Origin of the sequence: Acinetobacter sp. YH12128 (assembly GCF_013418655.1) — a bacterium.
Taxonomy (GTDB): Bacteria; Pseudomonadota; Gammaproteobacteria; order Pseudomonadales; family Moraxellaceae; genus Acinetobacter; species Acinetobacter amyesii.
This window is the reverse complement of record NZ_VPBO01000018.1, coordinates 35,890-61,394: the sequence shown is the minus strand read 5'-3', so window position 1 is coordinate 61,394 and position 25,505 is coordinate 35,890. Positions and strand designations below refer to the sequence as shown.

Here is a 25,505-nt window from a genome sequence, read left to right as displayed (position 1 = left end):
ATTTTTTATCTAAAGTTTTTCAAATATTCTTCAAAACTCAAGGTGCAGTCTTGCTCAAGTTGAGCCTGTTTTTCTAAAGACTGCTCAGCAGCTTGTGCAAAATATGCTGCAGTTTCAGGGCTCAAAACATGCTGCTCATACACTTCAGCATGTTGTAAGGCCATAAAGCTACCAAAGCCCCAAGTTCCACCTTGTTCTAAAGTATCGCTAATCATACGTGCCGACAATGTTTCATCGACTTCATCGATGCGTGATTGCATCACAGCCATTGCCTGAGTGTAAATATCTGTATTGTAAGAATCATCCAGCAATTCAGCCAACGGTTGCATCGCTGCAACATGTGTACGACACCATGTTTCAATTGGAATCGCTTGGCCTTGCTGTAAAATCACTGCGTTTGGCGCACGGCCACGGTTTACTACTTCAGCCTGATTTTTCTCAATTTCATTTTGTTCGGCATCTAACAATGCTGGGCTGTCTTGCAATAAACAGTATAAAGCCACCACTTCGAGCAAGCCTGCCGTGTCTTCATTGATCCCAATTGGGCTATAAGGATTGACGTCTACTGCGCGTAATTCTACATAACCCACACCACGATTTTGCAGGGCTTCAGATGGTGTTTCACCATCCTGTGGCACTTGTTTCGGACGAACCAAACTGTAGTATTCATTTTCAATTTGCAACACGTGGTCATTAATTTGAATCGGTTCACCCTGTTCATCATTTAAACCTAAATGACTAAATGCGGCATACGGGGTATGCACCGCTTTTTGCAAACCTTCCAAATATGCCTGAATGTCGTTGTAGTGAATCCCTAACTGTTTTTGTGCCGAATTTTGATAACCAAAATTTCCCATACGCAGCGCCGTTGCATAGGGTAAAAATAGCGTGCCTTTTAAGAGCGGTAACAGCTGATGTTCACGTCCAGTCATAAAACATTTACACACCGACGGGCTCGCCCCAACCAAAAACATCACCAATGGCGTTAAACGAATAAAATTACGGATCAGGCCGAAATAACGATGACTGCGATAATCTTGTAAGCTCAATGCTTTGAGAGCATCGTCAGTTTCGTGTTGTTGTAGTGCTTCAAAGAAATGATCTGGGAAGGATAAATTATAATGCACCCCTGAAATGGTCTGCATCCGGCGACCATAGCGCACCCCTAAACCACGACGGTACAAGGTTTTAAAACGTCCTATATTCGAGCTGCCATATTGCGCTAAACGAATACTGTCTTCGTCTTTATCCAACATGCATGGCATCGACAATGGCCAAAGTTTTTCACCATGTTCTAAATGCGTATGTGCAACAGCGTGAATATCTTGCAGATAATTCAACGCCTCGGTAATGGTTTCTTTTGGCGGCGTGATAAATTCCATTAAAGCTTCAGAATAGTCTGTCGTAATATGCGGATGAGTCAAAGCCGCACCCAAGGCTTGGGGATGGTCGGCCTGAGACAAGAAACCGTTGCTTTGCATACGTAAGCTTTCACGCTCAATACCGCGCAACATTCCTTTAATCAGCGAAGAATCTACCCAAGTCGGTAAAATGTCTTGAGAGGTCGATTCGGGTTGACTCATTGCTATCTCGCTTAAATGGAAGAAACTACTAAAATAAAATCATCAGTTTATATCAGTATAACGCGATTTGAAGTGGGCATATGACCCACTGTATAGTTTTGAGACAAACCGTGATTTTATTTTGGCAATTTTTTATCACAAACTTACTCTATATGACATTTGAAATTTGTGATTTTATAAACAAATATATGCTAATAATGCTTAAAACTTATGAATTATCAAGATATTCTCGAATTTTGGTTTAACCCAGAAAATCAGCCCAATTGGTTCGCTAAAAGCAATAATTTTGATGTTTTAATCGAAAAAAAGTTTAAAGACATCCATCAAGCGGCCAGTCAAGCAGAACTATGGCAATGGCGTACTACTGCCGAAGGTCGCTTGGCTGAAATTATTGTTTTAGATCAATTTTCTCGAAATTTATTCCGTGACTCTGGCTTGGCTTTTGCCCAAGATGCACTGGCTTTGGCGCTTGCACAAGAAGCTATCGCGCAGGGTTTAGATCTACAATTAAGCCCTGAACAGCGCTCATTTTTATATATGCCCTTTATGCATAGCGAATCGACAAAAATCCATCAAAGCGCGTTAAAATTATTTGAGCAACTGGGCAATCCGATCAACTTAGAATTTGAAAAAAAGCATAAAGTGATTATCGATCGATTTGGACGTTACCCGCATCGCAATGCGGTATTGGGCAGAACATCTACAGCAGAGGAATTGGAATTTTTAACCCAGCCCAATTCTAGCTTTTAATTGACGGCTTTTGGCCAGTATCTCCCCTTGCCATGAACCGACTGAACAGGAGTATGCGCATGAACAAACTCATTATCGCAGCAGCCATGACCGCAGCACTCGGTTTGACTGGCTGTGCCACAACCCCATCAAAACCTTTGACCTTTGAACAACTCGGTCAATATTCTGCGACACCATTAAATGCGCAAAGCTATCGTATTAGCTTTCAAGCTAGACCCAATATGAGCTATGGTACTGCCGAAGAAATCACCTTGGTTAAAGCCGCTCAAACCACCCTACACAATGGCTTTCAATATTTTAAAGTCATGGATGACCCGAGTAATCGGAGTCAAAAACCGCCGCGCCAAGCAGTGATTTACCCAGACCCTATGCCTTATCCATATGGCTATTACCGTCGCCATCCTGGTTTTTGGCCAGGCCCGTTTTATGACGTTCCACAGGTGGTCACACTCGATCCAACTCAAGTTTCCTACAGTATTACTTGCTATAAAGATCGTGCCAAAGCCCCTCAGGATGCCTTTGATGCTCGCTTGATTTTGCAATCACTCGGGGCTAAATATGGTTTAGACAGCCAAGGAAATCCTTTGCCTGTAGCCGCTGAGCCTGCCACCAAATAAGTCAACCCATAGAGACCCGATCATTGATGAACCCAACTGAACAGCCCGCTGTTTCACCCAGTCTGCAACGCAGTAAACGCTTTGCCACCATTGCTTTGGTGGTGGCTGTGCTGGCGTGGATTGCATTGATGATCGCAGCTAAATTGCTGCCCGAATATGTTTGGCTCATTCATATTTTGATGCTTTCAGCAGAAGCTGGCGTGGTTGGTGGTTTGGCAGACTGGTATGCGATAACCGTTTTATTTCGCAATCCCTTTGGTCGGATTCCGATTCCTAAATTTTTACGTGACCACACAGAAATTATTCCACGCAATAAAGCACGCATTGCCGAGTCAATGGGCCGCTTTGTTCAGGAGAATTTTCTTTCACCACAAGTGGTTGAAAAAAGCTTAGCGGAGACGGATCTCTCTCTTGCCGTCGGGAAATGGTTGGCCAATCCGCACAATAATGCGCAAGTGACCCAAGTCATTCAGCAAACGGTACCGAAAATTTTCGAATTTGTCGGTCAGGAACAAATTGGACAATTTATCCAAAATAACAGCGTGCAATGGGTACGCAATACGCAAGTCAACCATCTTGCCAGTGAAATGCTACGGGCAGTTTTAGAAAATGACTTCCATCAAGATGTGTTACAGCGCGGGCTCGATTTAGCCCATGATTGGGTCACACAGCATCCAGAACAAACCCGCGACCTTTCACGTCAATTGTTTAAAGAACTCGGGGTTTGGAAGCTCGCCAAAGGTGCGAGCTGGATTGGTATTGATGTACAGCAGCGCACCATTGATTCACTGGTCAGTCGTGTTGAGTCCATGCTTGCTGACCATGAACATCCGTGGCGCCGTAAAATCGAAGACATGGCACAGCAACTCATGCATGAGTTGGCAGACAATCAAAGTGTAGCCAGCCAACGTTTGAATAGCACCAAAGACGCTTTATTAGACAGCCCACAAATGCTTAACTTTTTAAGCGGCGCTGTTGTGATTTTATGTGATGCGATTAAATCTGATCTACAAAAGCCGGACTCAGGTATTGCACAAAATTTAAGAGTCGCCATTCAACAAGTGGGCGAAAATATTGTCTCTAACGTCGCTGTACGCCAATTGCTGAATGAAAAAATGAGTGATATTGCCATCAATCTCTCCGATCAATATAGCGAAAAAGTCATTCGGTTTATCAGTGAACGTATACATGAATGGGACTCACGTGAAATGATAGATAAGATCGAAAACGAAGTCGGTGGCGACTTGCATATGATTCGAGTCAATGGTGTCGTGGTCGGTGGTTTTATTGGCCTCGCACTAGGGATTATTCGTGCCTGTGTAGAATGGCTGCTTTAGCCGCCTGCAGCAGTCCTCCTCAAAGGAGATTGGCCGCAGGTTTGAGCTTTATGCGTAGAACCGTTAAACTTTGCCGATCCGAAAATTTAATAGAACAATAAAATCTATGCACTTACCTGCCATCTATACACTACCATTCATTCTAATCATCAGTAGCTTAAGCGCTTGCCAGACCATTTCCAAAACCAGTAGCACAGTCAGCGACAAAGTGATGGGCATGCTCGGTAAAGAAAAAGCCCCTGAAATCGATAAAAAAGGCACAGTCGATATCAGCAAAAGTACCCAACAACAGTTAGAAACCCTACTGACCAATATGCCGAAAAATCAGTGGGTCTATATTGAAAATGATCAACAAGGCACATCTACCCTCAAAAATAAATCGGCAGACAATTTCACCTTGAGCCTCAAATTGAATTGCAAAATCAGCACTCAGCGCCCTACTTTCAGTTTAAGCAATGCAGATGGCCAAGACATCCTAAAAGCACATGACACGAATGTGGGGCAAATTCAAATTTTGCTCGACAATAAAAACTTTGGAAATCCGTTTGAGACAGCCAATCAGCAAAAGTTCCAAAACTTTAAAACCGCTATCGCTCAAGCTAAAGTCATCAAAGTGTTTAATGCCTCAAAACTCTATACCTTCCAAAACAACAAAGCCGAGTTACTCTCTAAAGCCGTAAGTTGTCGCGATAGCTTATAAATATTCAAGGCAAAATGCAGTAAGTCACCTTTTGACTCAGCTGTGACTTACATGCAGGCTTATTTTGCAGGTGGTTGTGGCCCTGACATATCGACCAACAGGCCTGTAAATTTTCGAACAAACGGCAATAAAATCAGCACAATGGGAAAAGCAATTGCCCAAGAAATCATCCAATTATGCAGCCATAGGGTAAGAAAACCCTCAAACCAACCTAAATTTCTGAGCATATTAATAAACGAAATAATGCCGCTCATGAGACAAGACAAAATAAACGGCACGATAATCAGCGCCCAGCGTGCAGCTAACTTCGGCACATTGCCAAAAATTTTAGGGGTGGGTTGTGACATGTCCATATACTCAAGCAGTGATCCTGAATCGCTAAACCACTTATATCGTTTTACTTCGATATAAGCAATGCTTCACTTTTATCGAATATTTTTTATTCGCAACAAATGGGTTCACCTAAAGAGCCTGAAATTTGCTATATTTACCGTTTTTCTGCGACATTTATTTTTCGACTGATTATGAATACGGCAATACAAGCAGCGCTCGATCATGCAGTGCAATCCCTTCAAGCTGAAGGTGTACTCCCAAATGACTGGAACAATACTAGCAATTTGACCCGAACCAAAGACCGAAGCCACGGTGACTTTGCGTCAAACATTGCCATGATTGCCTCTAAAGCTGCAGGTATGAAGCCGCGTGATTTAGCCGAAAAAATTCTGGCAAATCTTCCAGAAGTCGCAGATATCAGCAAAGCAGAAATTGCAGGTCCTGGCTTTATTAACTTCTTTTTAAATGCTGACCAACGTTTTGCTGTCTTAGACCAAATTCAAGCTCAGAAAGATCAGTTCGGTCGCACACAGGCCAATGCTGAAAAACGTGTTCAAGTGGAATTCGTTTCAGCCAACCCAACGTCTAGCCTACACGTGGGTCATGGTCGTGGCGCAGCTTACGGTATGACCGTTGCCAATCTTCTTGAAGCAACAGGTGCCAAAGTTGACCGTGAATACTACGTCAACGATGCTGGTCGTCAAATGGATATCTTGGCGACATCGACTTACCTGCGTTATTTAGAATTGACCGGTCAACAACTGGTCTTCCCTAAAAATGCATACCAAGGCGACTACGTTAAAGAAATCGCTCAAAGCATTATCGACAAAGATGGCGATGCTTATGTACGCCCTGTTGCCGACATCTATAAAGATGTACCAGAAGACGTTCAATATGCAGCTGAGCTTGATGCTGAAGGCAACAAAGTGGTGCTTTCTGGCGACAAAGAAAAGCATATTGATGGTTTGATTCATAATTCTCAAAACCATTTGGCTGCAGGCTACCGTGTGTTCCATCAAGCTGCGCTGAAAGCCATTCTTGATGACATTAAAGATGACCTCTGTGAATTTGGCGTGACTTTCAATCAATGGTTCAGCGAAGCAACCTTGACTGAAAAAATTGATGAAGCATTACAAATGCTCGATCAACGTGGTTTCTTATACGAAAAAGATGGCAACATCTGGTTCAAATCAACTGAATTTGGTGATGAAAAAGACCGTGTTGTGAAACGTCGTAATGGTCAGACTACATACTTCGCATCCGACATTGCTTATCACTTAAATAAACTACAACGCGGATATACCGATATCGTTGATATCTGGGGTTCAGACCACCACGGTTATATTGCACGTGTGAAAGCAGCGATTGATGCGCTTGGCTATGATTCTAAAAAATTGACCGTACTTTTGGTTCAATTTGTGAGCCTATGGCGTGGCGGCGAGATGGTTCAAATGTCATCTCGTTCAGGTCAATTCGTGACTTTACGTGACTTACGTAAAGAAGTGGGCAACGATGCTGCTCGTTTCTACTACGTCATGCGTAAATCAGAACAACACATTGACTTCGACTTAGACCTTGCTGTGTCTCAAAGTAAAGACAATGCGGTGTACTACATCCAATACGCACACGCACGTATCTGCCGTATGCTCGAAAAAGCTGCTGCGACAGACGTTCAATTCTCTGCTGAAGCTGCACGTCAATTTGCAGCTAAACTTGAGTTAGAAGCTGAAACTGAAGTTCTTGCTAAACTTGCGGCTTATCCTGAAATTGTGGTTCGTGCAGCAAACAGCTATGAACCACACCAAGTGGGTAACTACTTGAAAGAGTTGGCGGCGTTGTTCCATGGTTGGTACAACGAAAATAAAGTCTTGGGTGATGATGCAGAACTGACTCAAGCTCGCTTATTACTGTCTGTAAACGTACAGCAAGTTTTACGCAATGGTCTTGAATTATTGGGTGTGAGTGCGCCTGAAAGCATGTAAGCAACCCTTTATGTTGCGAGCACAATAGAAATTCATCGGCATCGCCCATGCACAAACACAGCGCATGGGTTTAAGCGTCATCAATTGCATTGTGCTAAAAAGAATCCTTTTCAATACAGGCTCGAAATGAGCCTGTATTTCGTTTATATTCAGCAATATGTCCGTGTCATCTTGGCTGTGCTGAAATTGTGAAAATTAAACAAATTCCTGATGACACTCATGTAATATATAACAATCAAGACTTGCTACTTTGGGCTGCCCCAAAGTGGTTCGTGACAATTAAAATTAAATGAGGTTTCCACGTGTTTGGAAAAACGCAGCGCGGTGTATCTGATCGGCCAAATAAGCCTAAAAAACCATTGATTCCAGCATGGCTAGGTACACTTGTCATCATTTTAATCGTGTTGAGTTTCTTAGTTGCGCTCATGCTTTGGAAACCTTGGGAGCCTGTGAAGCCAAAAGGTCAAATTACCTCTGAACACTACCAAGAAGAAACCAATAAAGACTATCGTTTCTACGACCTATTGCCTCAGCAACAAGTGACGCCAATTCCTGAACAAGCTGTTCCAGAAACCGAAAATAAAGAAACGGTGGTGATTGTTGATGCACCAGAACAAAAGCCAGTTGAAACCACAGAGCTTGGACTAGAAACCACAGAAACTGCGCCTGTTGCTGCAAGTTATATTCTGCAAGTGCGCAGTTATGATGATCCTGATCAAGCCGATGCACGACGTGCTGAAATTATTTTGAACGGTTTATCTGCCGATGTGATTCAAAGTAATGAAAACGGCAAAGTTTGGTATCGCGTTGTGTCTGGCCCCTATGATTCACAAGAAGCTGCTGTGATTGCACAGCAAACTTTACGTCATAGCAGTATCGACTCGATTGTCGTAAAACGCTAAATTTTGAAATTAAAAAAAAGCGCCTGATGGCGCTTTTTTTTATTCATTCCTTTAATAAAGGGAGGTTAGAAGGGATTCTTTTTTGAATACATCAGCTTAGCTCAAAAACCTCTCCCTAACCCTCTCCTAAAGGGACAGGGAATTCATTAAATGGTATGCCCTAAAGCTTCGCCCATCACCACAGTCGAGTTGGCTTTAAAGGTCGCATCCCATTGCATTTTGTTTTCTTCAAACAACACAACCGCTGTTGAACCTAAATAGAAACGGCCCAATTCTGCACCTTTTTCTAAGAATAAATCGTGTTGATTCAGTTCCAAACGCCCTGTCGGTTTAACTTTACCTGTAGCCACGGTTTCAATACCTGCCACGATCATTGCACCTACCAGTACAACCGCCATACGACCAACTTCTGTATCAAATAAGCAGACCATGCGTTCATTGCGAGCAAATAAACCCGGAATATTTTCAGCAGTGGTTTGGTTTACAGAGAATAATTCACCCGGTACATACAAAGTTTCTGTCAATGTCCCTGCAAATGGCATATGTACACGGTGGTAGTCTTTTGGTGACAAATAAACCGTAGCAAACTGCCCATTTTTAAAGGGTTCAGCCAATTGTGGATCGGCAATTAGGTTTTCAACAGTGAACTTCTGGCCTTTGGCCTGAAATACATCACCATTTTCAATTTTACCCAGTTGTGAAATCGCACCATCTGCAGGTGAAACAACACTGGATGGATCAGCATCGACTGCACGCACGCCTTCTTTTAAAGAGCGAGTGAAAAATTCATTGAAGGATTTAAATTTTAAGGCATTGCTTTGCTCAGCAATCGACATGTCGATGCCATACTGCGCTTTAAATGCGGTAATCACGGCATTTTTCACCACAGGGTTTTCGCTTGCAGCCAATTTACCCACGATACGTGATAATTTGTGCTGTGGAACAACACGCTGAGCTTGAATAAAAATTTGTTTTTTTAACTGAGATGTAAGGCTCAAGACGGCAACTCTCCGGTGATCACAGGACTATCGAGTCGGTTGCCCCACTCGCTCCACGCACCATCATAAGCTCGAATATTCCAACCGAGTAAACGTCCCAGTATATAAGCTAGGCCCGACCGATGATGGGACTGACAATACACCACCACGGGTTCGTTTAAATTGAATCCCAATTGTTCTAAGCGTTGTTGTGTGCGTTCTAAAGGATGCAATTTTAAATGATTTTCTCGGTTAAGGGCAGTACTCCATTCGAAATGTCGTGCCCCCGGAATGTGACCGCCGCGTCGCGCAGCCAAACGTAAGCCTGTATATTCATCTTCGGTACGGCAGTCCCATACTTGGATCTGCTCCTGCTGTACACGAGCCAATAGCTCATCATAGTTTGTTTGATACTGAGCACGCGCCTCTGCACTTACTTCAACCAATGGGCTCACGGGTTCAAATTGCTCAATTTCAGACGAGGTCGGTAAGCCTGCCCCAAGCCAAGCATGGATGCCACCATTGAGGAGACTGGTATTTTCAAAACCGAGGCAATGTAAGTTCCAAATCAGTCGACCAGCCCATGCCCCACCTTCATCGTCATACACTACTACATGATGTTCTGGACTGATATTCAGATAGCGAATGAGCTGTTCTAAGCCAGCTTGGTCAGGTAATAGCCCCATCGCTTGTTCTTCTTGGCGCACTAACAGTTTCGGCTGCACATGCAGTGCATGTGGAATATGCAATTGGTCATAAACCGAACGACGACTCAAATCGACGATCCGTAGTTTTTCATTACCAAGATGTGGAACCAATTCTTCCGCTTCAATCAGCAGACCAAAATTCAGTGTAGATGCTGTCATCGTTGTTCGTGTTGTATTTTGTGCGATTAAATTCGATCTTAGCATAAGTCATTTTCACTATTATTCTGAATTTTTGCATTCCTTTAGCAATATTTTAGATATAAAAAAGCCGAATCATTGATTCGGCTTTTTTATTTTTATCTAATGCTGTGTTTAAGCGCTAACTTCAGAGATGTCAAACACCTGACGTAGATACGCTAAGAAAGTATCATTATCCGTCATGGTTTTACCCGGACTATCTGAAATTTTTGCCACAGATTGACCATTACATTCAACCAACTTCAGCACGATATTCAGTGCAGTTTGTCCCATATCATTGGTCAAGTTGGTGCCAATACCAAAACTCACTTGGAAACGGTCTTTAAAGTAATTGTGTAAATCCCAAGCTTTTTCAATGTTCAAGCCATCACTGAAAGTCAGCATTTTGGTTTTACTGTCAATTTTAAGCTTTTTGTAATGTGCATAGGCTTTATCGCCCCATTCATACGGGTCGCCACTGTCATGACGTAAACCGTCGAATAGTTTGGCAAAGTACAAATCGAAGTCACGTAGGAACGCATCCATACCGACAACGTCCGTTAAGGCTATTCCTAAGTCACCGCGGTATTCCTGTACCCATGTTTCTAGCGCAGACTTCTGGAAGTTACGTAGACGAACATCAAGCGCTTGGAATGCTTGTAGGAACTCATGCGCCATTGTACCAATTGGAGTAATGTTCAAGTCTTTGGCAATCAGAACATTACTTGTACCGCGGAAAATATACGGTGAAGCCTGATTTAATTCTTCAATTACATGCTTTTGCCATGCATAACTATAACGACGACGCGTGCCAAAATCAGAGACCAAGAATGGTGGATCATTTGGATTTTGCCGTGCTTCATACTGCTTCAGCAAGGCAATCTTATGTTGCAAACGGCGCTCACCTTCGGCTAAAACTTCGGGTGTACGAATACGTTGGAAATATAATTCATTGACGATGGCTAAAACAAAGATTTCAAACATCATCGCTTGAACCATTGGGCCTTCTACCCAAATGTCGAGTCGACCTTCATCATCAATACCCGCTTTAATAAAACGGCGTTTAAGCTGAAATAATTCAAGATAATCAACAAAATCGCTTTTAATAAAACGTAAACTGCGTAAATACTGCAATTCATCTTCTTTAAACTTCAACTGACAAAGCATGTCGAGCTGCATGTTTAAATCATCCAAAATTTCAACCAGTGGATAGGCTGTATCATCCAAGTTACGGCAACGAAAGTGATACACACTATGGGTTTGCGGAAATTTGTGTAACACCACCTGAAGCATGGTGAATTTATACAGATCTGTGTCTAATAAGGATTGGATGATTGGAGACATAAAGACTTTCAGTTTTTATCAACTCTTTGCATTAAAGCATACTTTATTGATAAAAAGCCGATTGATTTAGTGGAATAACTTATAAATCACCGCGATTCATCGACTTTTTTCAATTTTTTTGCTGAAGCTGAGCGCGATCAAGCTCACTATTTTTTGAGTAACTGTCGATATTTTTCTTCTTGACCAAATTCACGCGCAAACTGTTCTGCAGTCTTTTGCCCCATTTTTTTGGCATTTGCATCGCAATCCACTTGGCGTAATTGCTTTGCAATCGCCCATTCTAATTTAAACATGGCACCCATCAATGCGGTGTTGCCTTTATTGTCACGTGCGCAGCGGTCTGCACCTTGTTCTAGCAAACGAGTCACAATATTTTGATGACCATAATAGGTCGCCATCATCAGTGGTGTAAAACCCGAAGCATTGCGCACATCGACCGGAAAACCGTGCTTAAGAAATTCATTGATGACTTCTTCATTGCCAGTTTTGGCTGCAGCAAAGAAAATTGCGATCAATTCCTGTTGTGAGGTCATCTGATCGCTTGCAGTTGCTTTAGCGGGGGAGATATCTTCCGCGATTGCCACGTTTGCGAATGCGGAACCAAACGCTAGAAGACTGGCTAAAGTCAAATGTTGCATAACTTTCATGATGAACTCCAACAGAAATCGAATGTAGAATTGAATTGGAAACAATTCATTTCATTAAAAAAATGAATATTTAAGGAGTGCCTATGAAACTCCCCCTAGGGTGCAGGAAAGGTATGGAGCTTCATAGGACTTTTTTGAGGTAACGTTCTAGCCCCTAGTTACCAATCCTTCAGACTGATCGAAATTAGTCTTTCAGTTGTGCTGCTTTGGCTTTTACAGTTGCAAGGTTACCGTTTACTGCTTTGGTCATACGCATACCGTAGTCTGCATCTGCTTTGTAGAAGTAAGACAACATGATGTGTTTCGTTTCCGAATCTTTTACGTTGCCAAGGTCAGCAGCCAAGTTCATGATTAAGTTTTCTTTCTCTTTCGCAGAGTATGAACGATAAAGCTCACCCGCCTGCTTGAAGTTTTGCTCTTTCACGCCTTTTTGCTGAACTGTGCCAGAAAGCGGTGTTTCAACAGCACGCGCTTTCGCAGTCGCTGGTTTTGGCTCAATACGGCTTGGCTCGTAGTTCACATTTGATGAAGTGCCGCCAACATTCATGTAACCATCTTGGTTGTTGTTGTTTACAGCAACTAATGGACGGTTGACTGGAATTTGTTGGTGGTTCGCACCTAAACGGTACATTTGTGTATCTGAGTAAGAAAAGATACGGCCTTGCAGCAGACGGTCTTCTGATGGCTCGATACCTGGGACTAAGTTACCTGGAGCCAATGCCACTTGTTCCGTTTCCTGGAAGAAGTTTTTCGGCATACGGTTCAGCGTCAATGTACCCACTTTAGTTTCTGGAACTAAGTTCGTTGGCCAGATTTTAGTTGGATCAAGTGGGTCAAAATCAAAGCTGTTTAAATCTTTAGGATCTAACACTTGGATATAAAGATCCCATTTCGGGAATTTACCAGCATTGATGTTGTTATAAAGATCGTTAGTCAAGTGGTTGAAATCTTTACCTTGTTGCTCAGCAGCTTCTTTAACGTTCAGACCTTTCACACCTTGTTTAGAGCGGAAGTTGAATTTAACGTATTTGTATTCGCCTTTGTCGTTATAAAGCTTGTATGCATGCACACCAAAGCCGTCTTGTTCGCGGTAGCTGGTAGGCACGCCTTGGTTACCATACACATAAGTCAACATGTTGGTTGCCCATGGCTGGCTAGACAAGAAATCAAATACGCGGTTTGCGTCTTGAACGTTGTTGATTGGGCTAGGCTTCATGGCATGGATGAAGTCTGGGAATTTGATCGCATCACGGATGAAGAACACTGGAGTTTGGTTACCCACTAAGTCCCAGTTGCCTTCTTGTGTATAGAACTTAATCGCAAAACCGTGCGGATCACGTAAAGTTTCTGGAGAACCTTTACCGTGAATTACAGTCGAGAAACGTAAGAAAACTGGAGTCTTGGTACCTGCTTTGAACAATGAAGCAATGGTTAGATCAGATAAATCTTTAGTTGCAACGAATTCACCATAAGCACCTGTACCACGGGCATGTACCACACGCTCAGGAATACGCTCACGACCAAAACGTTGTAATTTTTGAACCAATTGCACGTCTTGAAGTAGAACTGAACCATTTGGACCCGCAGTAATCGAGTTTTGGTTATCGCCTACTGGTGCACCATTGTCTTTGGTTAATGGCGCTGCTTGAGTCGCCGCTGTTGCTGTTGCTAACATCGCAACCAATAAAGAACGCTTAAACATCGTCTTAATCTCTCTGTTAAATACCTTTCCTGCCCCGCAAAGATACTGATATTCAATAAATAGATAAAACAGATTATTTTCATAAATTCAATCGTATTATTAGATTTATAAAAAATATACATTTCATTTTCAAATGTTTGAGCCCAAAATTTTCTAAACATCGCTTCGAAAGAATGCTGTCTTTGCTACAATCCCTGCCCTATGTTCAATTTTCTACTCGGAAGAATTTATGCGGGCCTTGTTACAACGTGTTTTGGAAGCCAAAGTAGTGGTCGATGGTGAGATCACGGGTGAAATCAATCACGGTATTTTAGTGTTTTTAGGACTTGGTAAAGCTGACGATTTAGAAAAGGGCAAAAAACTGATCGATAAGATCTTGAAATACCGTTTTTTTGATGATGAACAAGGCAAGATGGGCTGGAATGTCAGTCAAGCCGGCGGCGGTATCCTCTTGGTGTCTCAATTTACTCTGATGGCACAAACGCAAAAAGGCCTGCGCCCCGATTTTGGCCCTGCCATGCCGCCAAGCGATGCCAAAGCGCTGTATGAACAGCTGGTCGATTACGCCAAGAGCCAATATGACCATGTACAAACAGGCATCTTTGCTGCCGACATGAAAGTGCATTTGGTCAATGACGGTCCAGTGACCTTTAATTTAGAAGTTGAATAACCACTGAAGCATTAAAAAAGCCCTCTTTTGAGGGCTTTTCACAAGCTAGAATAATACGGTCTTAAATGGTTGTAATCAGTTTTGCACGTTGCATTACTTCCACAGGGATATCTTTCACAAGCATGACTGTTAATGACTGATCATTTTTCTTTGACGTTGTTGTTTGATTTGCGTCTAGAACAGTATTTACATCAGCGGGATTCAATGTATACATTGCACCAGTAGCTGGATCAACAATTAATAAACCAATTAATCCACCAAAAATAATATTGGCTACATACCAACCATTTACTGTCCCTGTTACCTGCACAGTTTTTGTTTGAAAACCATCTTTTTTGAACGTTACTTCATAAGCTGCTGGTTTAAAATATCCTGTACCGCGTTTTAAAGTTACAGTTGCAGGTGTGATACCTGTATGTACCTTTTCCCCCGCTTTATTTGTAATTGAAATCGATGCTTCATCAGGAACTGACTTAAAGGTTAAAGTTTGAGTCGATCCAGAAATGATACTTGCACAACCTGTCAAAGTAAGTGATGCAGCAATTAAACCCGACGTAATTAATTTTTTCATAAAAATACCCCCTAAAAAGTGGGGGGTATTTTTACCAAAAAAACGTTAATTTTCAACGAAAATTAAAATTATTTTCCTGTTTTTTCTTTAATAAACGCACGTGCGATTTTGATTTTTTCTTTAACCGGTTTTGGAAGTTTAGGTGGAATTAACTTCGCCACTTGGTTAAACCAGACCAGTAGACCAAAATCACCTTCCATTTTAATACTGCCATTTTGCATACCCGTCATAAATGCTGTTGGGTCACCTTTCATCAAGGTTTTTACACCCTGTTCGCTGTCCGCAAATTGCAAAATAAAGTCTGCTTTTTCCGCATCGCCTGAAACAGTATCAATCTGTCCATTATTTACAATAATTTGACGTGCAACACCCAAATCTGTACCGATTTGAATGCGGAATTGACGTTCATGAACCAATTCAATGAATTTAGGGCTAGTACGTGCAAGCTGTTTCATACGAAGCGCTAAACCTGCCACGAGTAAATCAAGTGGATCCGTACTGACATCAACTAAAGGTAGTTTTACGACAGGAATTGATGATAGTTTCATGACTTAAAGCCTATTGTAATTGTTGGAAAATTGACTGGTTTCATCCTACCATAACTTGGCTTTTGAGAAGTAAGGCTTTGTATCTCAAATCGGACTAATGCGTTCATAAAAAAAATGCGCCCTCAGGCGCATTTTCATTGAAATTTTGTTCTGGCATTTATCGGCTCGAACATTGCTGCTCTTCATCATATACAGGCGTATGCTCTATACATTGACGCTTTGCCATCGCACGCTCTGCACGACGGTCTTCACGTAACAATACTAAAGTGAATACCACCATTGCGGCCATTAATGCCGTTAAATAACTATAGGTCACTGATAATTCAAACATGGTTTGTGTGCCAAATCGAATCACTTCAATGAGTCCCCACACCAGCATCCCCGCCAGCATAAAACTTAACCAGCGACGATAAGGCGAGAAGAAAACAGCAATCACAGCCGCCGATACCAAGCTCAGGCCAACGATTGTTGCTAAATTCGCTGTTAACATAAAAACCTCCGTCATTTGACAGCTGACATCTCTTGTCTTACAGGATGCTGAGCCGTCTCACTACTGTATCTTCAGTAAATAGATTTGGTCGATCTCAATCTCTTGCAAGCATTATGCTGAGTTTTTTGCATAAAAAAAGTCTCGTTTTTTGTCCATGCGACACACCTTGTCGCAACATTATTTTGTCATTACATTTTTTCTTTTTAAAGAATTTCTAGAACAATGATGGCATCTCGTTTCGAGTGTCATTACAAAAAAAACAGCTGGTTTTAGGCTAAAAAAATTAATTTTTCGAATGCTGTTAATCGTTGTTTTTATCGACAATTTTCTTCTACCGTTCATCGGATGAGCTGAATTCTTGGCATAAAAAAACGCAGCCTTTTGGCTACGTTTTTTAGTATGAATTAAATGGTTTTAAGCGCGATTTAAATCTTTATCATGCACACCAAGCAGGTAAAGAACACCATCTAGACCCACGCTTGAAATGGCTTGATTGGCATTTTGACGCACCAAAGGTTTCGCACGGAAGGCAACGCCTAAGCCGGCTAAAGACAACATTGGCAAGTCATTCGCACCATCACCGACCGCAATGGCTTGTTCTAATGAAATCCCCATTTCCTCAGCGATTTGAGTCAATAAGAAGGCTTTGCGCGCACCATCCACAATATGGCCTTTCACTTCACCGGTTACCGCGCCATCTTGGACGTCCAGTACATTGGCATGGACTTCATCGATACCCAGTTTTGCTTGTAGATATTCAGCAAAATACTGAAAACCACCTGACAAAATAGCCGTGCGATAACCCAATGATTTAAGCGTTGAAATCAGACGTTCCGCACCTTCTGTGACAGTCAGACGTTCTGCAATTTTAGGCAATACCGAAGCATCCATACCTTTGAGCAGTGCCACACGTGCACGGAAACTTTGTTGGAAATCGAGCTCGCCTTGCATAGCACGTTCAGTGATTTCAGCCACTTGAGCCCCGACACCCGCTTCAATCGCCAATTCGTCAATCACTTCTTGCTCAATCAGCGTTGAGTCCATATCAAAGCAGACTAAACGACGATTACGACGGTAAGCATTGTCCTCTTGAACGGCAACATCTACCCCAAGTTCGGTAGATAGACGTAAACATGCTGCACGCATCGCAGTGGCATCCAACATTTGGCCTTTTAAACCAAATTGAACACAGGCACGGCGCGGACCTTCGCTTGATCCATCTAACTCTGGACGGCCAGATAAACGAGTCACTGTTTCGATATTGAAGCCTTGGCTCGACACAATATTTGTAACTGCCTGTAAATGAGACGCCTGTAATTCTGGCGCAAGTGCCGTAATGATATAGCGTGTGCGGCCTCCCTCATTTACCCATTGTTGATATTCTGTTGTAGAGATTGGTTTAAAGCGCACAGTTAAGCCAATATCATGTGCTAAAATCAACATCTCCTTCATGGCTAATGCTGTCGCAGTCTGGTCTTCCGACGAAACAACAATACCTAAAGTCAGCTGATTGTGGATGACTGCTTGTCCGACATCTAAAATCTGTAAGGAATGTGCGGACAAAACCTGCATTAATCGTGTAAATTGATTAGGTTGGTCAGGTCCTAAAAGTGATATAAGAATGATTTCTCGCATGAATTGACTCGGGTCTGAGCTACAACTAATGTAAGAATCATAATCTAAATTGAATAGAATTGCCTTGGAAGTTTACGTTGAATGCGCCTAGACAAGGGCTATTTGCTAGCCTATTAGTAGTTTGTTTTGCTTTGCATACCTTTTTATTGGTATTGGCAACAACCCACCAACTGAACGAAAACCGTGCCAGTCAGGGACAACTGATGACCAGTCAATTGGTTACAGACAGCCTATCTGAGCTTGAGCCGGCCAATACCGTATCATTAGCCTTACTTGCTGACCGCTATGCAACTAACCCGAGCGTGGCTTCCATCCGCATCTTAAATGCCAATAATCAAGTTTTGGCCACAGGCGGTTTGACCAAAACCCGTGACGGTGAAATCTTTGTTCGTGATGCGCTGCAAAACGAAAAGAAAGTTGGAACGGTTGAAATCACCTTAATTAAACCAAGTATTGGTGAAATCTTACGTACGCAATGGGCTGCGATTCTATTTTCATTATTCTTACATGGCTTGTTATGGTTGGCGTATCGCGCAATTGCACGTCCAAGTCGTACTGAATATTTAGCGCGAATCAACAATGAATCACGTCTAAAATATGAAATTCAAACGCTAGCGCAGGCTTTAGAACAAGAAAAACATAATGCCGCTGTGGCGATTGCTCAAGCGCAGCAAAATGCGCAAGCCAAAGCAAAACAACATAAAGACATGAAACCAGTGGTTCTCGACAGCAACAGCTTGGCATTAAATATTCAATTTTATGATCCGAAACAGCTGCTCGATAGCGTCAACAAAACCGTGTCTGTGCCGTATTTTAATCTCTGCCAAATTTTCTTAAATAAAACCACAGAACTCTGTGTTCAACATTACAAATTGAACAGTTCTGACATCAGTACGGTACATAAGTTTGATGAACATGGCGCAACCATCAGCATGACCGCTGACACTCCAGATGCGCTGCGTTGCCTCACCATGATCAGCTCAGTATTCCAATTGCTTTCTGATGTTTTATATAAACGCTACCGTGAAGAAAAACGTTTCGTTTTACAAACCCGTAGTGCAATTTCAAGCTCTGTCGAAGCCATGCAATTGTCTTCTGTAGAAGCGGCTGAACGTTTAGTCCAACAATTGGTTGCCAAAGAAAGTGCCATTCATGTGCCGACAACTTTGCTCAAAGAGATTTCAGATCATTTCCAATTGGTCAGCTTGCCAAATCCGACCAATGTGCTCACTCGTCATGCATTTATGCTCAATGGGATGGACAGTGATGCCGCTGAATTGGCTCAAAACTTCAGAACTGAAATTTTAAAATCCAAACAGTCAAAAGCCTCGTAAAGGTTTGAGCGAAATCAAAAATCCCGACTTAAGTCGGGATTTTTTGTCTTAAACAGTCGAAATTTTCTGTGCAATCAAATATTTTTGCGCGTTATGCGGTTCGGTACCTGCTTCAACCGCGACTTTCTCCCATTGCCCATTCGACTGCATTTCCCATGCATTTTGATTATCTTCCAAATAGTTAAGTAAACAATCTTTCATAATGCGTTTTTTCAAACGGCTTTCTAAAATGGGAAAACAGGTTTCGACCCGTGAAAATAAGTTACGTCCCATCCAATCGGCACTGGCACAGTACAATCGTTTTTCGCCTGCATGCTCAAAATAATACACTCGAGTATGCTCTAAGAAGCGTCCGACGATAGATCTCACATGAATATTCTCAGACATCCCTTTGACCTGAGGAATCAAACAACAAATCGAACGGATAATTAAATCTACACGTACCCCTGCTTGCGATGCACGATACAAAGCAGCAATCAGTTGCGGTTCCGTAAGTGCATTGACCTTCACAATAATTCGTGCGTATTTTCCCGCTTGTGCAGCAACAATTTCCTGTTCAATTAGTTTCAATAATTCAGTATGCAGGGTAAATGGTGCATGCAATAAAGCTTTCAGCTTCGCCATCTTGCCCATACCGGTCAGTTCCTGAAACATACGATGCACATCCTCGCAAATATCGGGATGCGTCGTCATCAAGCCATAATCGGTATACATCCGCGCATTGCCTGCGTGATAATTACCTGTTCCCAAATGGGCGTAGCGTAGCAGCTGATTATTTTCACGGCGTACAATCAAAATCATCTTGGCATGGGTTTTATAGCCCACGATGCCATACACCACGACAGCCCCAGCTTCTTGCAATATATTGGCCACAGTAATATTGGATTCTTCATCAAACCGCGCCCGAAGTTCGATAACTGCGGTTACTTCCTTGCCGTTGCGAGCAGCCTCCGCCAAAACTTGTACGATGTCCGAATCTGGCCCACTGCGATAGAGCGTCTGCTTAATGGCTAAAACCTGAGGATCTTTTGCAGCTTCACGTAATAGGTTAATGACCGGTTGAAAGGAGTCAAACGGATGATGTAACAACACATCTTGTGTTTTTAATACATCAAAAATCGCGGTTTGTTTCCGAAAAACTTTAGGAATAATTGGTGTATAGACCGGATATTTCAGTTCTAGCCGATTAAAACTGGTACTGAGCCGCGATAAATTGATCGGGCCGTCAATGCGATAGAGCTCCTGCTCACTCAAATCAAATTCATCTAACAAATAATCAATAATGCTTTGCGGACAATCAGCTTCAATTTCTAAACGAACTGCCCGACCAAAACGGCGTGAAGACAATTCATCTTTTAATGCCACCGCCAAGTCATCCACATCCTCAGCCAAAACCAAATCTGCATTGCGTGTCACTCGAAAGGCATAACAGCCCGTCGCTTTCATCCCCGGAAATAGGTCATTGATGTGTTGCTGAATAATGGCGGTCAGGAAAATTTGTGTCTCTGCACTGCCTTCAACTTCGACGGGCATTTTGATTAAACGCGGCAACGAACGTGGCGCAGGCACAATCGCCATTTCAATGGCACGACCAAAGGCATCTTTGCCTTCTAGGCTCACAATAAAGTTGAGGCTTTTATTGACCAAGCGTGGAAACGGATGAGATGGATCTAAGCTAATCGGTGTTAAAACTGGTTGAACTTCTTTACTAAAATAATGGCTAATCCACGCCCGATGTTTTTCTAAAATATCTTTAAATTGAATAAAGCGAATACCTTCACTTTGTAACGCAGGCAATACAGCATGATTGAGGGTCTGGTATTGCTCTGCAACCGTGTCATGAATCACTTGGGAAAGTTCATCTAAGACCACTTCAGTCGGAATGGCATCTGGCGTCCGTGCAATCGCATTCAAATCTCGTTGTTTCATCAGCCCCGCAATACGAATTTCAAAGAATTCATCTAAATTGCGTGAAAAAATGATGAGAAAATTCAAGCGTTCAAGTAAAGGTAAACTTGAATCGAGTGCCTGAGCCAAGACCCGCCGATTAAAATCTAAAAGTGACAATTCACGATTATAATAGGTCTCTGATGAATGCTGAAAATGTTGCATACCCTCTCAATGCTGTTTGAAACAGTCTATATCTAAAGTGTTTGCCGGCATGTTAGGCAGCGGATATGACACTTATGTTACAAATAGCATTAATCAATTAAAAAAGCATCCAATTCTCTAAAACCGTATTCATCAAATCGTAAAATTTATTTTCGACATAAAAAAAGAGGGAGATTACCCTCTATTTTACTGAATTGTTTTTTGTTTATTGCACAGGCTTGTCTTGTTCCGATGCTTTGGGCTCACTCGTCCGCGCTGCCCAATAGGTTGCCAGTGCGGGACCCGAAATATTGTGCCACAAACTAAAAATCGCACTCGGCACAGCGGTCAGAGGTGAAGCGACAAAATGGGTCGCCGCCAATGCCACACCCAAACCTGAGTTTTGCATCCCAACTTCAATCGACACTGCTTTACAGTCTGCATAGGGCAATTTAAATAGTCGGCTGGCCCAAAAACCCAATAGATAGCCCAAGCCATTATGTAAGGCCACTACCCCAAGAATCAGTAAACCTGATTGCAAAATCTGTGTTCGGCTACCCGCAATGATGGCCGCCACAATCGCCACAATTGCCACAACAGAAACCAATGGCATGACCTGTATATAAGCATCCACTCGATGCTTAAAGACAGTTCGAATCATTAACCCCACAATGATCGGAAATAAAACCACTTGTAAAATTGAAACCAACATCGATGCAGCATTAATTTCAATCCATTGGCTTGCTAACAAATAGAAAATCGCAGGGGTTAAAACCGGTGCGAGTAATGTCGAAACAGAGGTACAGGCAACAGATAATGCGGTATTGCCTTTTGCCATATAGGTGATGACATTAGAAGCCGTTCCACCCGGACAGCAACCGACAAGAATGACCCCGATCGCGATTTCTGTCGGCAGTTGTAATAATTTACACAAGAAAAAAGCCAATCCCGGCATCACAATAAACTGTGCCAAAACCGCGATCATCACAGCTTTAGGGCTTTGCAATACACTTTTAAAATCTTGCAGTGTCATGGTCATGCCCATACCCAACATAATGATGCCTAGCATCCATGGGATATATGCTTTTAACCAAACAAATACATCGGGAAAAAACATGGCGAGCGCTGCAAACAGCACCACCCAAATCGCAAATGTTTTCTGCACAAATTGAGTGAATTTTAAGAAAGCCGACATAGGCATCTTCCATTTAAAAACAGGGACAAAAAAAGGCACACCCTTGTGCCTTTTCTCAACTGAGCCCACTGGGTCATGCCAAAGATAATGCCTGTGCATGCTGCTGCACAATATCTTTCAGGTAAATACGCTTCACCCCATTCGCCAACATGTCTTGCCATGCATGCTGTAAAGAACCCTGTAAATCGATCCCTTTGGTCAAATCAGCAATCACAAAAGTTTCAAAACCAAGCTTACGTGCATCCATTGCCGTCCATGCAACACAGAAATCCGTGGCAATGCCCACCACAAAGACCGTATCAATACCACGTTCGCGCAAATAGCCCGCCAAACCCGTTGAAGTTTTCTGATCCGCTTCCATAAAAGCAGAGTAGCTGTCGATATGCTGATGAAAACCTTTACGGATAATCAGCTGCGCCGTCGGTAAATTTAAATCCGGATGCAATTCGGCATCCTGTGTGCCTTGTACACAATGCGTCGGCCACAATACTTGCGTTCCATAATTCAGCTCTATGCTGTCATAAGGTGCATGCTCAGGATGATTTTCAGCAAAAGAAATATGGTCGGCTGGATGCCAATCTTGAGTCAGCACAATATTCGTAAAGTATTGTCCCAATTGATTAATCCCTGGAATAATTTGATCGGCATTGGCAACAGCCAACTGACCGCCTGGGGTAAAACCATTTTGTACATCAACCACAATCAGCGCTGTATTTTTTTGCATATCTCTCCATCCGTTGTCATGCATTTTCGGCGACTCTACTGATTCGCTCATATTTTAAAAGCCTTAGTATTCAGTCCTGTGCGTAAAAATAAAATGACTGTCCTTCCTGACAATACCGATACTTGGGCAAATGCTCAACCAAACGTTGTGCAAAGCGTGGGTAAATACGGGCTTTTCGCCGAGTCGAGGCATGAAAATAAAAATATCGCGGTTGATGTTGAAAGATATATTTTAATAAATGGCTACGTGTCTGTTGCATGACCTCAAACGCATTAATATTTTCAGCAACATCTTCTAGGGTAGGTTCATCGGCAAAGGCTAACCACGCATTTTGTCTCGGCTGTTGGCGATTTCTTTGAAATACAGGTTTGAGTTCCAAGATAAATTCGTATTGATGTAGATACAAACTGAATTCACGTTGCTCAACTTTAAAAATTGCGACCAGTTTTCTTGCTGACATAGCCCCTCTACATTGATTTTTTATTTTCTCTTTCTGCTGTATTTTTACATAAAATACATTTATTTATATTGGTTTAGAGCATTAGTGCGACTTCTATTGTCGCCATAAAAAAAGCCCGCATGATGCGGGCTTTTTTTGATATGACATGTTCCTTAAGATGGAATACGACGTACCAATAACAACATAAATATTGCAGAGATTGCGATACATGGAATTGCCGCGGTAATCACCCCTGCCGCACCAAAACCTGCTGCCAATAACTGACCCGCAATTGCAGGGCCTAACATTGCACCGACACGACCAACGGCTGAAGCTACGCCAACACCCGTACCACGTAACTGTGTTGGATACACGATACCACCGAAGGCATACAGTACACCTTGACAACCAATCACGAATGCACCGACTAAAGCTGACGCCATGTACATTTGAGTCAATGAACCTGCACCATTCAGCGCAAATAGACCTGCCAAAATACCGCCGTACATCAAAATGATCACATAAGCTTTCTTCCAACGATCAGTCAACATACCTAAAATGATCGTACCAATGGTTGCACTCACCATGAAGTAGAACTGCGCAGTTGCACCATCTTTACGAGTGAAACCGAGTTCGGTGAACAACGACGGTAACCAGCTCAACATGATGTACACCACCATCAAGGTGAAGAAGTAGCTCACCCAAATTGAGAAAGTACGTAAACGGTTTTCTGTGTTAAAGAGGTTTTTGAAAGCACCTTGTTGCACTTCACCATTGGCAGTCGCTTGAACCGCTTGATCTTTGGCTTTCAAGAATTCACGCGATTCGGGCAGGAACCAAATCATCAATGGAATCACAACAATCGGTAATAAACCGCCTAAATAGAAAATATTTTTCCAGTTTGCACCGAAGTTCGTCATTGCAACTAATGACAAGATTGCCGCACCCACAGGCATACCACAGTACATCAAACCGACTGCACGACCACGATTTTGTGGCGTTACCGCTTCAGATGCCAAGGTAATTAAAATTGGCATTGCTGCCCCTAAACCTGCACCGGCAAGAAAACGTACAGCGAGTAAGCTATGGAAGCTATTTACCCATACCGTACATAAGGTAAAGATGGCGAACATCCCCGTAGACCAAATTAATACTTTTTTACGGCCCATTCGGTCTGCAATCCGACCACCCACCAAAGCACCAGGTAATAATCCTAAAATACCGGCACTAAAAAACACCCCTAGCTGCGAGCTATCCAGCCCGAAATATTCACGAATCCCTGCTGCTGCAATACCTGCAGCCTGAATATCCAGACCTTCGATTACGGCAATAAGGAAGCAGATTGCTACCGTGACAATAGCATGCTTATTATCTGACTTTTCCATTGGAGAATCCTTGTTGTCATCAGCGTTCAAATTAAGTCGCATCATCGCTGAGCCTTATAAAGGATATAACTACCAATAAGTTGAAGCCTTTCGTCCAAAATTGGATTACGTGCATGGTGTAATAGTTTTTGTGCTTTAAGTCACAAAGTCGTAAAAACAATTAAAAATTTAAAATAAAAAAATATGAATCGTGCAATGAACAGTCAAATCAAGCGATCTTTTTAAACACTCATAAAAACATGTCTATTTCTATTAGATATAAAAAAGATTATTACCCAAGTTTTTAACAATCATTTGTAATAAAACCCGAGCGAATTGATATAGTTTTTAAATCTTTAGTCATTGTTATTTAATCTTAAATTCTGATTAAAAAGCACGGAATACACATAGATCAACCTTTTGCTGATGATTTAATCAATCCCCATCAGCCATGCCACCCCTCTCGATTGAATAAAACATTTTCTAGATTCAGCCCTGCTGAACAATTTTCAGACTGCAAAAAAACCGCTATTTTACACTTGATTGTTTTAAGTTTGATTTGTATAAAGAATTTTATGGCTTTGACCAAAGCATATTGTTCTTATGCGTTTGATCAGTCATAATTTGCGTAAGCATTATTCAATTTGGGTATAGCCCAATGAACATGCTACAAATCAAAATTCGAA

General features: G+C 42.2%; 24 protein-coding genes. 8 read left to right on the top strand and 16 right to left on the bottom strand.

Annotated features, from left to right (window positions below):
* Positions 1-5 precede the first annotated feature (5 nt).
* The gene (gene gshA / locus FTU64_RS10865; RefSeq protein WP_168379700.1) at positions 6-1,583 is read right to left on the bottom strand and encodes a glutamate--cysteine ligase; all 1,578 of its coding nucleotides are present in this window, start codon (positions 1,581-1,583) and stop codon (positions 6-8) included.
* 210 nt (positions 1,584-1,793) lie between these two features.
* Between gshA and FTU64_RS10860 the strand changes: the two genes are divergently transcribed.
* The 4 genes from FTU64_RS10860 (at position 1,794) to FTU64_RS10845 (ending at position 4,987) form a co-directional block, all read left to right on the top strand.
* On the top strand, positions 1,794-2,333 hold the full coding sequence (locus tag FTU64_RS10860; RefSeq protein WP_078190604.1) for a DUF924 family protein: 540 nt from the start codon (positions 1,794-1,796) through the stop codon (positions 2,331-2,333).
* A gap of 59 nt (positions 2,334-2,392) precedes the next feature.
* Positions 2,393-2,950 carry a hypothetical protein gene (locus FTU64_RS10855; RefSeq protein WP_180054171.1) on the top strand — a complete coding sequence of 186 codons (558 nt, stop codon included), beginning with the start codon at positions 2,393-2,395 and terminating at the stop codon, positions 2,948-2,950.
* A gap of 26 nt (positions 2,951-2,976) precedes the next feature.
* A complete protein-coding gene (locus tag FTU64_RS10850; protein WP_180025876.1) occupies positions 2,977-4,287 on the top strand; it encodes a DUF445 domain-containing protein in 1,311 nt (436 codons plus the stop codon).
* Between the two features lie 106 nt (positions 4,288-4,393).
* Positions 4,394-4,987, top strand: a complete 594-nt coding sequence (locus FTU64_RS10845) for a hypothetical protein (protein ID WP_168379702.1) — start codon at positions 4,394-4,396, stop codon at positions 4,985-4,987.
* Between the two features lie 59 nt (positions 4,988-5,046).
* On the opposite strand, the gene FTU64_RS10840 is transcribed toward FTU64_RS10845, so the two are convergent.
* Positions 5,047-5,334, bottom strand: coding sequence for a DUF2798 domain-containing protein (locus FTU64_RS10840; RefSeq protein ID WP_372491143.1), 288 nt, complete (start codon positions 5,332-5,334; stop codon positions 5,047-5,049).
* Between the two features lie 177 nt (positions 5,335-5,511).
* On the opposite strand from FTU64_RS10840, the gene argS reads away from it, so the two are divergent.
* Positions 5,512-7,302: an arginine--tRNA ligase gene (gene argS, locus FTU64_RS10835; RefSeq protein ID WP_180054170.1), complete on the top strand. Its 1,791-nt coding sequence runs from the start codon at positions 5,512-5,514 to the stop codon at positions 7,300-7,302.
* 302 nt (positions 7,303-7,604) lie between these two features.
* Positions 7,605-8,204, top strand: coding sequence for an SPOR domain-containing protein (locus FTU64_RS10830; protein WP_180004357.1), 600 nt, complete (start codon positions 7,605-7,607; stop codon positions 8,202-8,204).
* A gap of 146 nt (positions 8,205-8,350) precedes the next feature.
* On the opposite strand, the gene asd is transcribed toward FTU64_RS10830, so the two are convergent.
* The 5 genes from asd to FTU64_RS10805 all read right to left on the bottom strand — a co-directional run bounded on the left by asd (position 8,351) and on the right by FTU64_RS10805 (position 13,758).
* Positions 8,351-9,202, bottom strand: a complete 852-nt coding sequence (gene asd / locus FTU64_RS10825; RefSeq protein ID WP_078190610.1) for an archaetidylserine decarboxylase — start codon at positions 9,200-9,202, stop codon at positions 8,351-8,353.
* A complete protein-coding gene (locus tag FTU64_RS10820; RefSeq protein WP_180024687.1) occupies positions 9,199-10,047 on the bottom strand; it encodes a sulfurtransferase in 849 nt (282 codons plus the stop codon). Before FTU64_RS10820 ends, asd begins: the two co-directional genes overlap by 4 nt.
* A gap of 153 nt (positions 10,048-10,200) precedes the next feature.
* Entirely contained in the window at positions 10,201-11,409 is a 1,209-nt protein-coding gene (gene pncB / locus FTU64_RS10815) for a nicotinate phosphoribosyltransferase (protein ID WP_180011649.1), read from the bottom strand.
* A 146-nt stretch (positions 11,410-11,555) separates the two neighbouring features.
* A complete protein-coding gene (locus FTU64_RS10810; RefSeq protein ID WP_078193253.1) occupies positions 11,556-12,056 on the bottom strand; it encodes an ankyrin repeat domain-containing protein in 501 nt (166 codons plus the stop codon).
* A 184-nt stretch (positions 12,057-12,240) separates the two neighbouring features.
* A complete protein-coding gene (locus tag FTU64_RS10805) occupies positions 12,241-13,758 on the bottom strand; it encodes a catalase (RefSeq protein WP_180054169.1) in 1,518 nt (505 codons plus the stop codon).
* Between the two features lie 229 nt (positions 13,759-13,987).
* On the opposite strand from FTU64_RS10805, the gene dtd reads away from it, so the two are divergent.
* Positions 13,988-14,428, top strand: a complete 441-nt coding sequence (dtd, locus tag FTU64_RS10800) for a D-aminoacyl-tRNA deacylase (RefSeq protein ID WP_180054167.1) — start codon at positions 13,988-13,990, stop codon at positions 14,426-14,428.
* Positions 14,429-14,489: 61 nt separating this feature from the next.
* On the opposite strand, the gene FTU64_RS10795 is transcribed toward dtd, so the two are convergent.
* From FTU64_RS10795 to serB, 4 genes are all read right to left on the bottom strand, one after another.
* Positions 14,490-14,999, bottom strand: a complete 510-nt coding sequence (locus FTU64_RS10795; protein ID WP_168379710.1) for a hypothetical protein — start codon at positions 14,997-14,999, stop codon at positions 14,490-14,492.
* Between the two features lie 68 nt (positions 15,000-15,067).
* Positions 15,068-15,547 carry an SCP2 sterol-binding domain-containing protein gene (locus FTU64_RS10790; protein ID WP_078190615.1) on the bottom strand — a complete coding sequence of 160 codons (480 nt, stop codon included), beginning with the start codon at positions 15,545-15,547 and terminating at the stop codon, positions 15,068-15,070.
* 157 nt (positions 15,548-15,704) lie between these two features.
* On the bottom strand, positions 15,705-16,037 hold the full coding sequence (aciT, locus tag FTU64_RS10785) for an AciT family ciprofloxacin tolerance protein (protein ID WP_078190616.1): 333 nt from the start codon (positions 16,035-16,037) through the stop codon (positions 15,705-15,707).
* A gap of 414 nt (positions 16,038-16,451) precedes the next feature.
* Positions 16,452-17,672, bottom strand: a complete 1,221-nt coding sequence (gene serB, locus FTU64_RS10780; RefSeq protein ID WP_180059744.1) for a phosphoserine phosphatase SerB — start codon at positions 17,670-17,672, stop codon at positions 16,452-16,454.
* Positions 17,673-17,749: 77 nt separating this feature from the next.
* Between serB and FTU64_RS10775 the strand changes: the two genes are divergently transcribed.
* Positions 17,750-19,006, top strand: a complete 1,257-nt coding sequence (locus FTU64_RS10775) for a hypothetical protein (protein WP_180059754.1) — start codon at positions 17,750-17,752, stop codon at positions 19,004-19,006.
* 48 nt (positions 19,007-19,054) lie between these two features.
* On the opposite strand, the gene ppk1 is transcribed toward FTU64_RS10775, so the two are convergent.
* The 5 genes from ppk1 to mhpT all read right to left on the bottom strand — a co-directional run bounded on the left by ppk1 (position 19,055) and on the right by mhpT (position 24,840).
* Positions 19,055-21,118, bottom strand: coding sequence for a polyphosphate kinase 1 (ppk1, locus tag FTU64_RS10770; protein WP_180059743.1), 2,064 nt, complete (start codon positions 21,116-21,118; stop codon positions 19,055-19,057).
* Between the two features lie 205 nt (positions 21,119-21,323).
* A complete protein-coding gene (locus FTU64_RS10765) occupies positions 21,324-22,292 on the bottom strand; it encodes a bile acid:sodium symporter family protein (protein WP_180059742.1) in 969 nt (322 codons plus the stop codon).
* Positions 22,293-22,365: 73 nt separating this feature from the next.
* On the bottom strand, positions 22,366-23,016 hold the full coding sequence (gene pncA / locus FTU64_RS10760; RefSeq protein ID WP_180022346.1) for a bifunctional nicotinamidase/pyrazinamidase: 651 nt from the start codon (positions 23,014-23,016) through the stop codon (positions 22,366-22,368).
* A 70-nt stretch (positions 23,017-23,086) separates the two neighbouring features.
* Complete coding sequence (locus tag FTU64_RS10755; protein ID WP_180059741.1) at positions 23,087-23,476, bottom strand: hypothetical protein; 390 nt, start codon at positions 23,474-23,476, stop codon at positions 23,087-23,089.
* Positions 23,477-23,628: 152 nt separating this feature from the next.
* Positions 23,629-24,840, bottom strand: a complete 1,212-nt coding sequence (gene mhpT, locus FTU64_RS10750) for a 3-(3-hydroxy-phenyl)propionate transporter MhpT (protein WP_180059740.1) — start codon at positions 24,838-24,840, stop codon at positions 23,629-23,631.
* Positions 24,841-25,505 lie beyond the last annotated feature (665 nt).

Excerpts from the sequence above, each read along its gene's own strand:
- gshA (WP_168379700.1), bottom strand. The coding sequence starts at position 1,583 with ATGAGTCAACCCGAATCGACCTCTCAAGACATTTTACCGACTTGGGTA.
- FTU64_RS10860 (WP_078190604.1), top strand. The coding sequence starts at position 1,794 with ATGAATTATCAAGATATTCTCGAATTTTGGTTTAACCCAGAAAATCAG.
- FTU64_RS10855 (WP_180054171.1), top strand. The coding sequence starts at position 2,393 with ATGAACAAACTCATTATCGCAGCAGCCATGACCGCAGCACTCGGTTTG.
- FTU64_RS10850 (WP_180025876.1), top strand. The coding sequence starts at position 2,977 with ATGAACCCAACTGAACAGCCCGCTGTTTCACCCAGTCTGCAACGCAGT.
- FTU64_RS10845 (WP_168379702.1), top strand. The coding sequence starts at position 4,394 with ATGCACTTACCTGCCATCTATACACTACCATTCATTCTAATCATCAGT.
- FTU64_RS10840 (WP_372491143.1), bottom strand. The coding sequence starts at position 5,334 with ATGTCACAACCCACCCCTAAAATTTTTGGCAATGTGCCGAAGTTAGCT.
- argS (WP_180054170.1), top strand. The coding sequence starts at position 5,512 with ATGAATACGGCAATACAAGCAGCGCTCGATCATGCAGTGCAATCCCTT.
- FTU64_RS10820 (WP_180024687.1), bottom strand. The coding sequence starts at position 10,047 with ATGACAGCATCTACACTGAATTTTGGTCTGCTGATTGAAGCGGAAGAA.
- pncB (WP_180011649.1), bottom strand. The coding sequence starts at position 11,409 with ATGTCTCCAATCATCCAATCCTTATTAGACACAGATCTGTATAAATTC.
- FTU64_RS10810 (WP_078193253.1), bottom strand. The coding sequence starts at position 12,056 with ATGAAAGTTATGCAACATTTGACTTTAGCCAGTCTTCTAGCGTTTGGT.
- FTU64_RS10805 (WP_180054169.1), bottom strand. The coding sequence starts at position 13,758 with ATGTTTAAGCGTTCTTTATTGGTTGCGATGTTAGCAACAGCAACAGCG.
- dtd (WP_180054167.1), top strand. The coding sequence starts at position 13,988 with ATGCGGGCCTTGTTACAACGTGTTTTGGAAGCCAAAGTAGTGGTCGAT.
- FTU64_RS10795 (WP_168379710.1), bottom strand. The coding sequence starts at position 14,999 with ATGAAAAAATTAATTACGTCGGGTTTAATTGCTGCATCACTTACTTTG.
- FTU64_RS10790 (WP_078190615.1), bottom strand. The coding sequence starts at position 15,547 with ATGAAACTATCATCAATTCCTGTCGTAAAACTACCTTTAGTTGATGTC.
- aciT (WP_078190616.1), bottom strand. The coding sequence starts at position 16,037 with ATGTTAACAGCGAATTTAGCAACAATCGTTGGCCTGAGCTTGGTATCG.
- serB (WP_180059744.1), bottom strand. The coding sequence starts at position 17,672 with ATGCGAGAAATCATTCTTATATCACTTTTAGGACCTGACCAACCTAAT.
- ppk1 (WP_180059743.1), bottom strand. The coding sequence starts at position 21,118 with ATGCAACATTTTCAGCATTCATCAGAGACCTATTATAATCGTGAATTG.
- FTU64_RS10765 (WP_180059742.1), bottom strand. The coding sequence starts at position 22,292 with ATGTCGGCTTTCTTAAAATTCACTCAATTTGTGCAGAAAACATTTGCG.
- pncA (WP_180022346.1), bottom strand. The coding sequence starts at position 23,016 with ATGCAAAAAAATACAGCGCTGATTGTGGTTGATGTACAAAATGGTTTT.
- FTU64_RS10755 (WP_180059741.1), bottom strand. The coding sequence starts at position 23,476 with ATGTCAGCAAGAAAACTGGTCGCAATTTTTAAAGTTGAGCAACGTGAA.
- mhpT (WP_180059740.1), bottom strand. The coding sequence starts at position 24,840 with ATGGAAAAGTCAGATAATAAGCATGCTATTGTCACGGTAGCAATCTGC.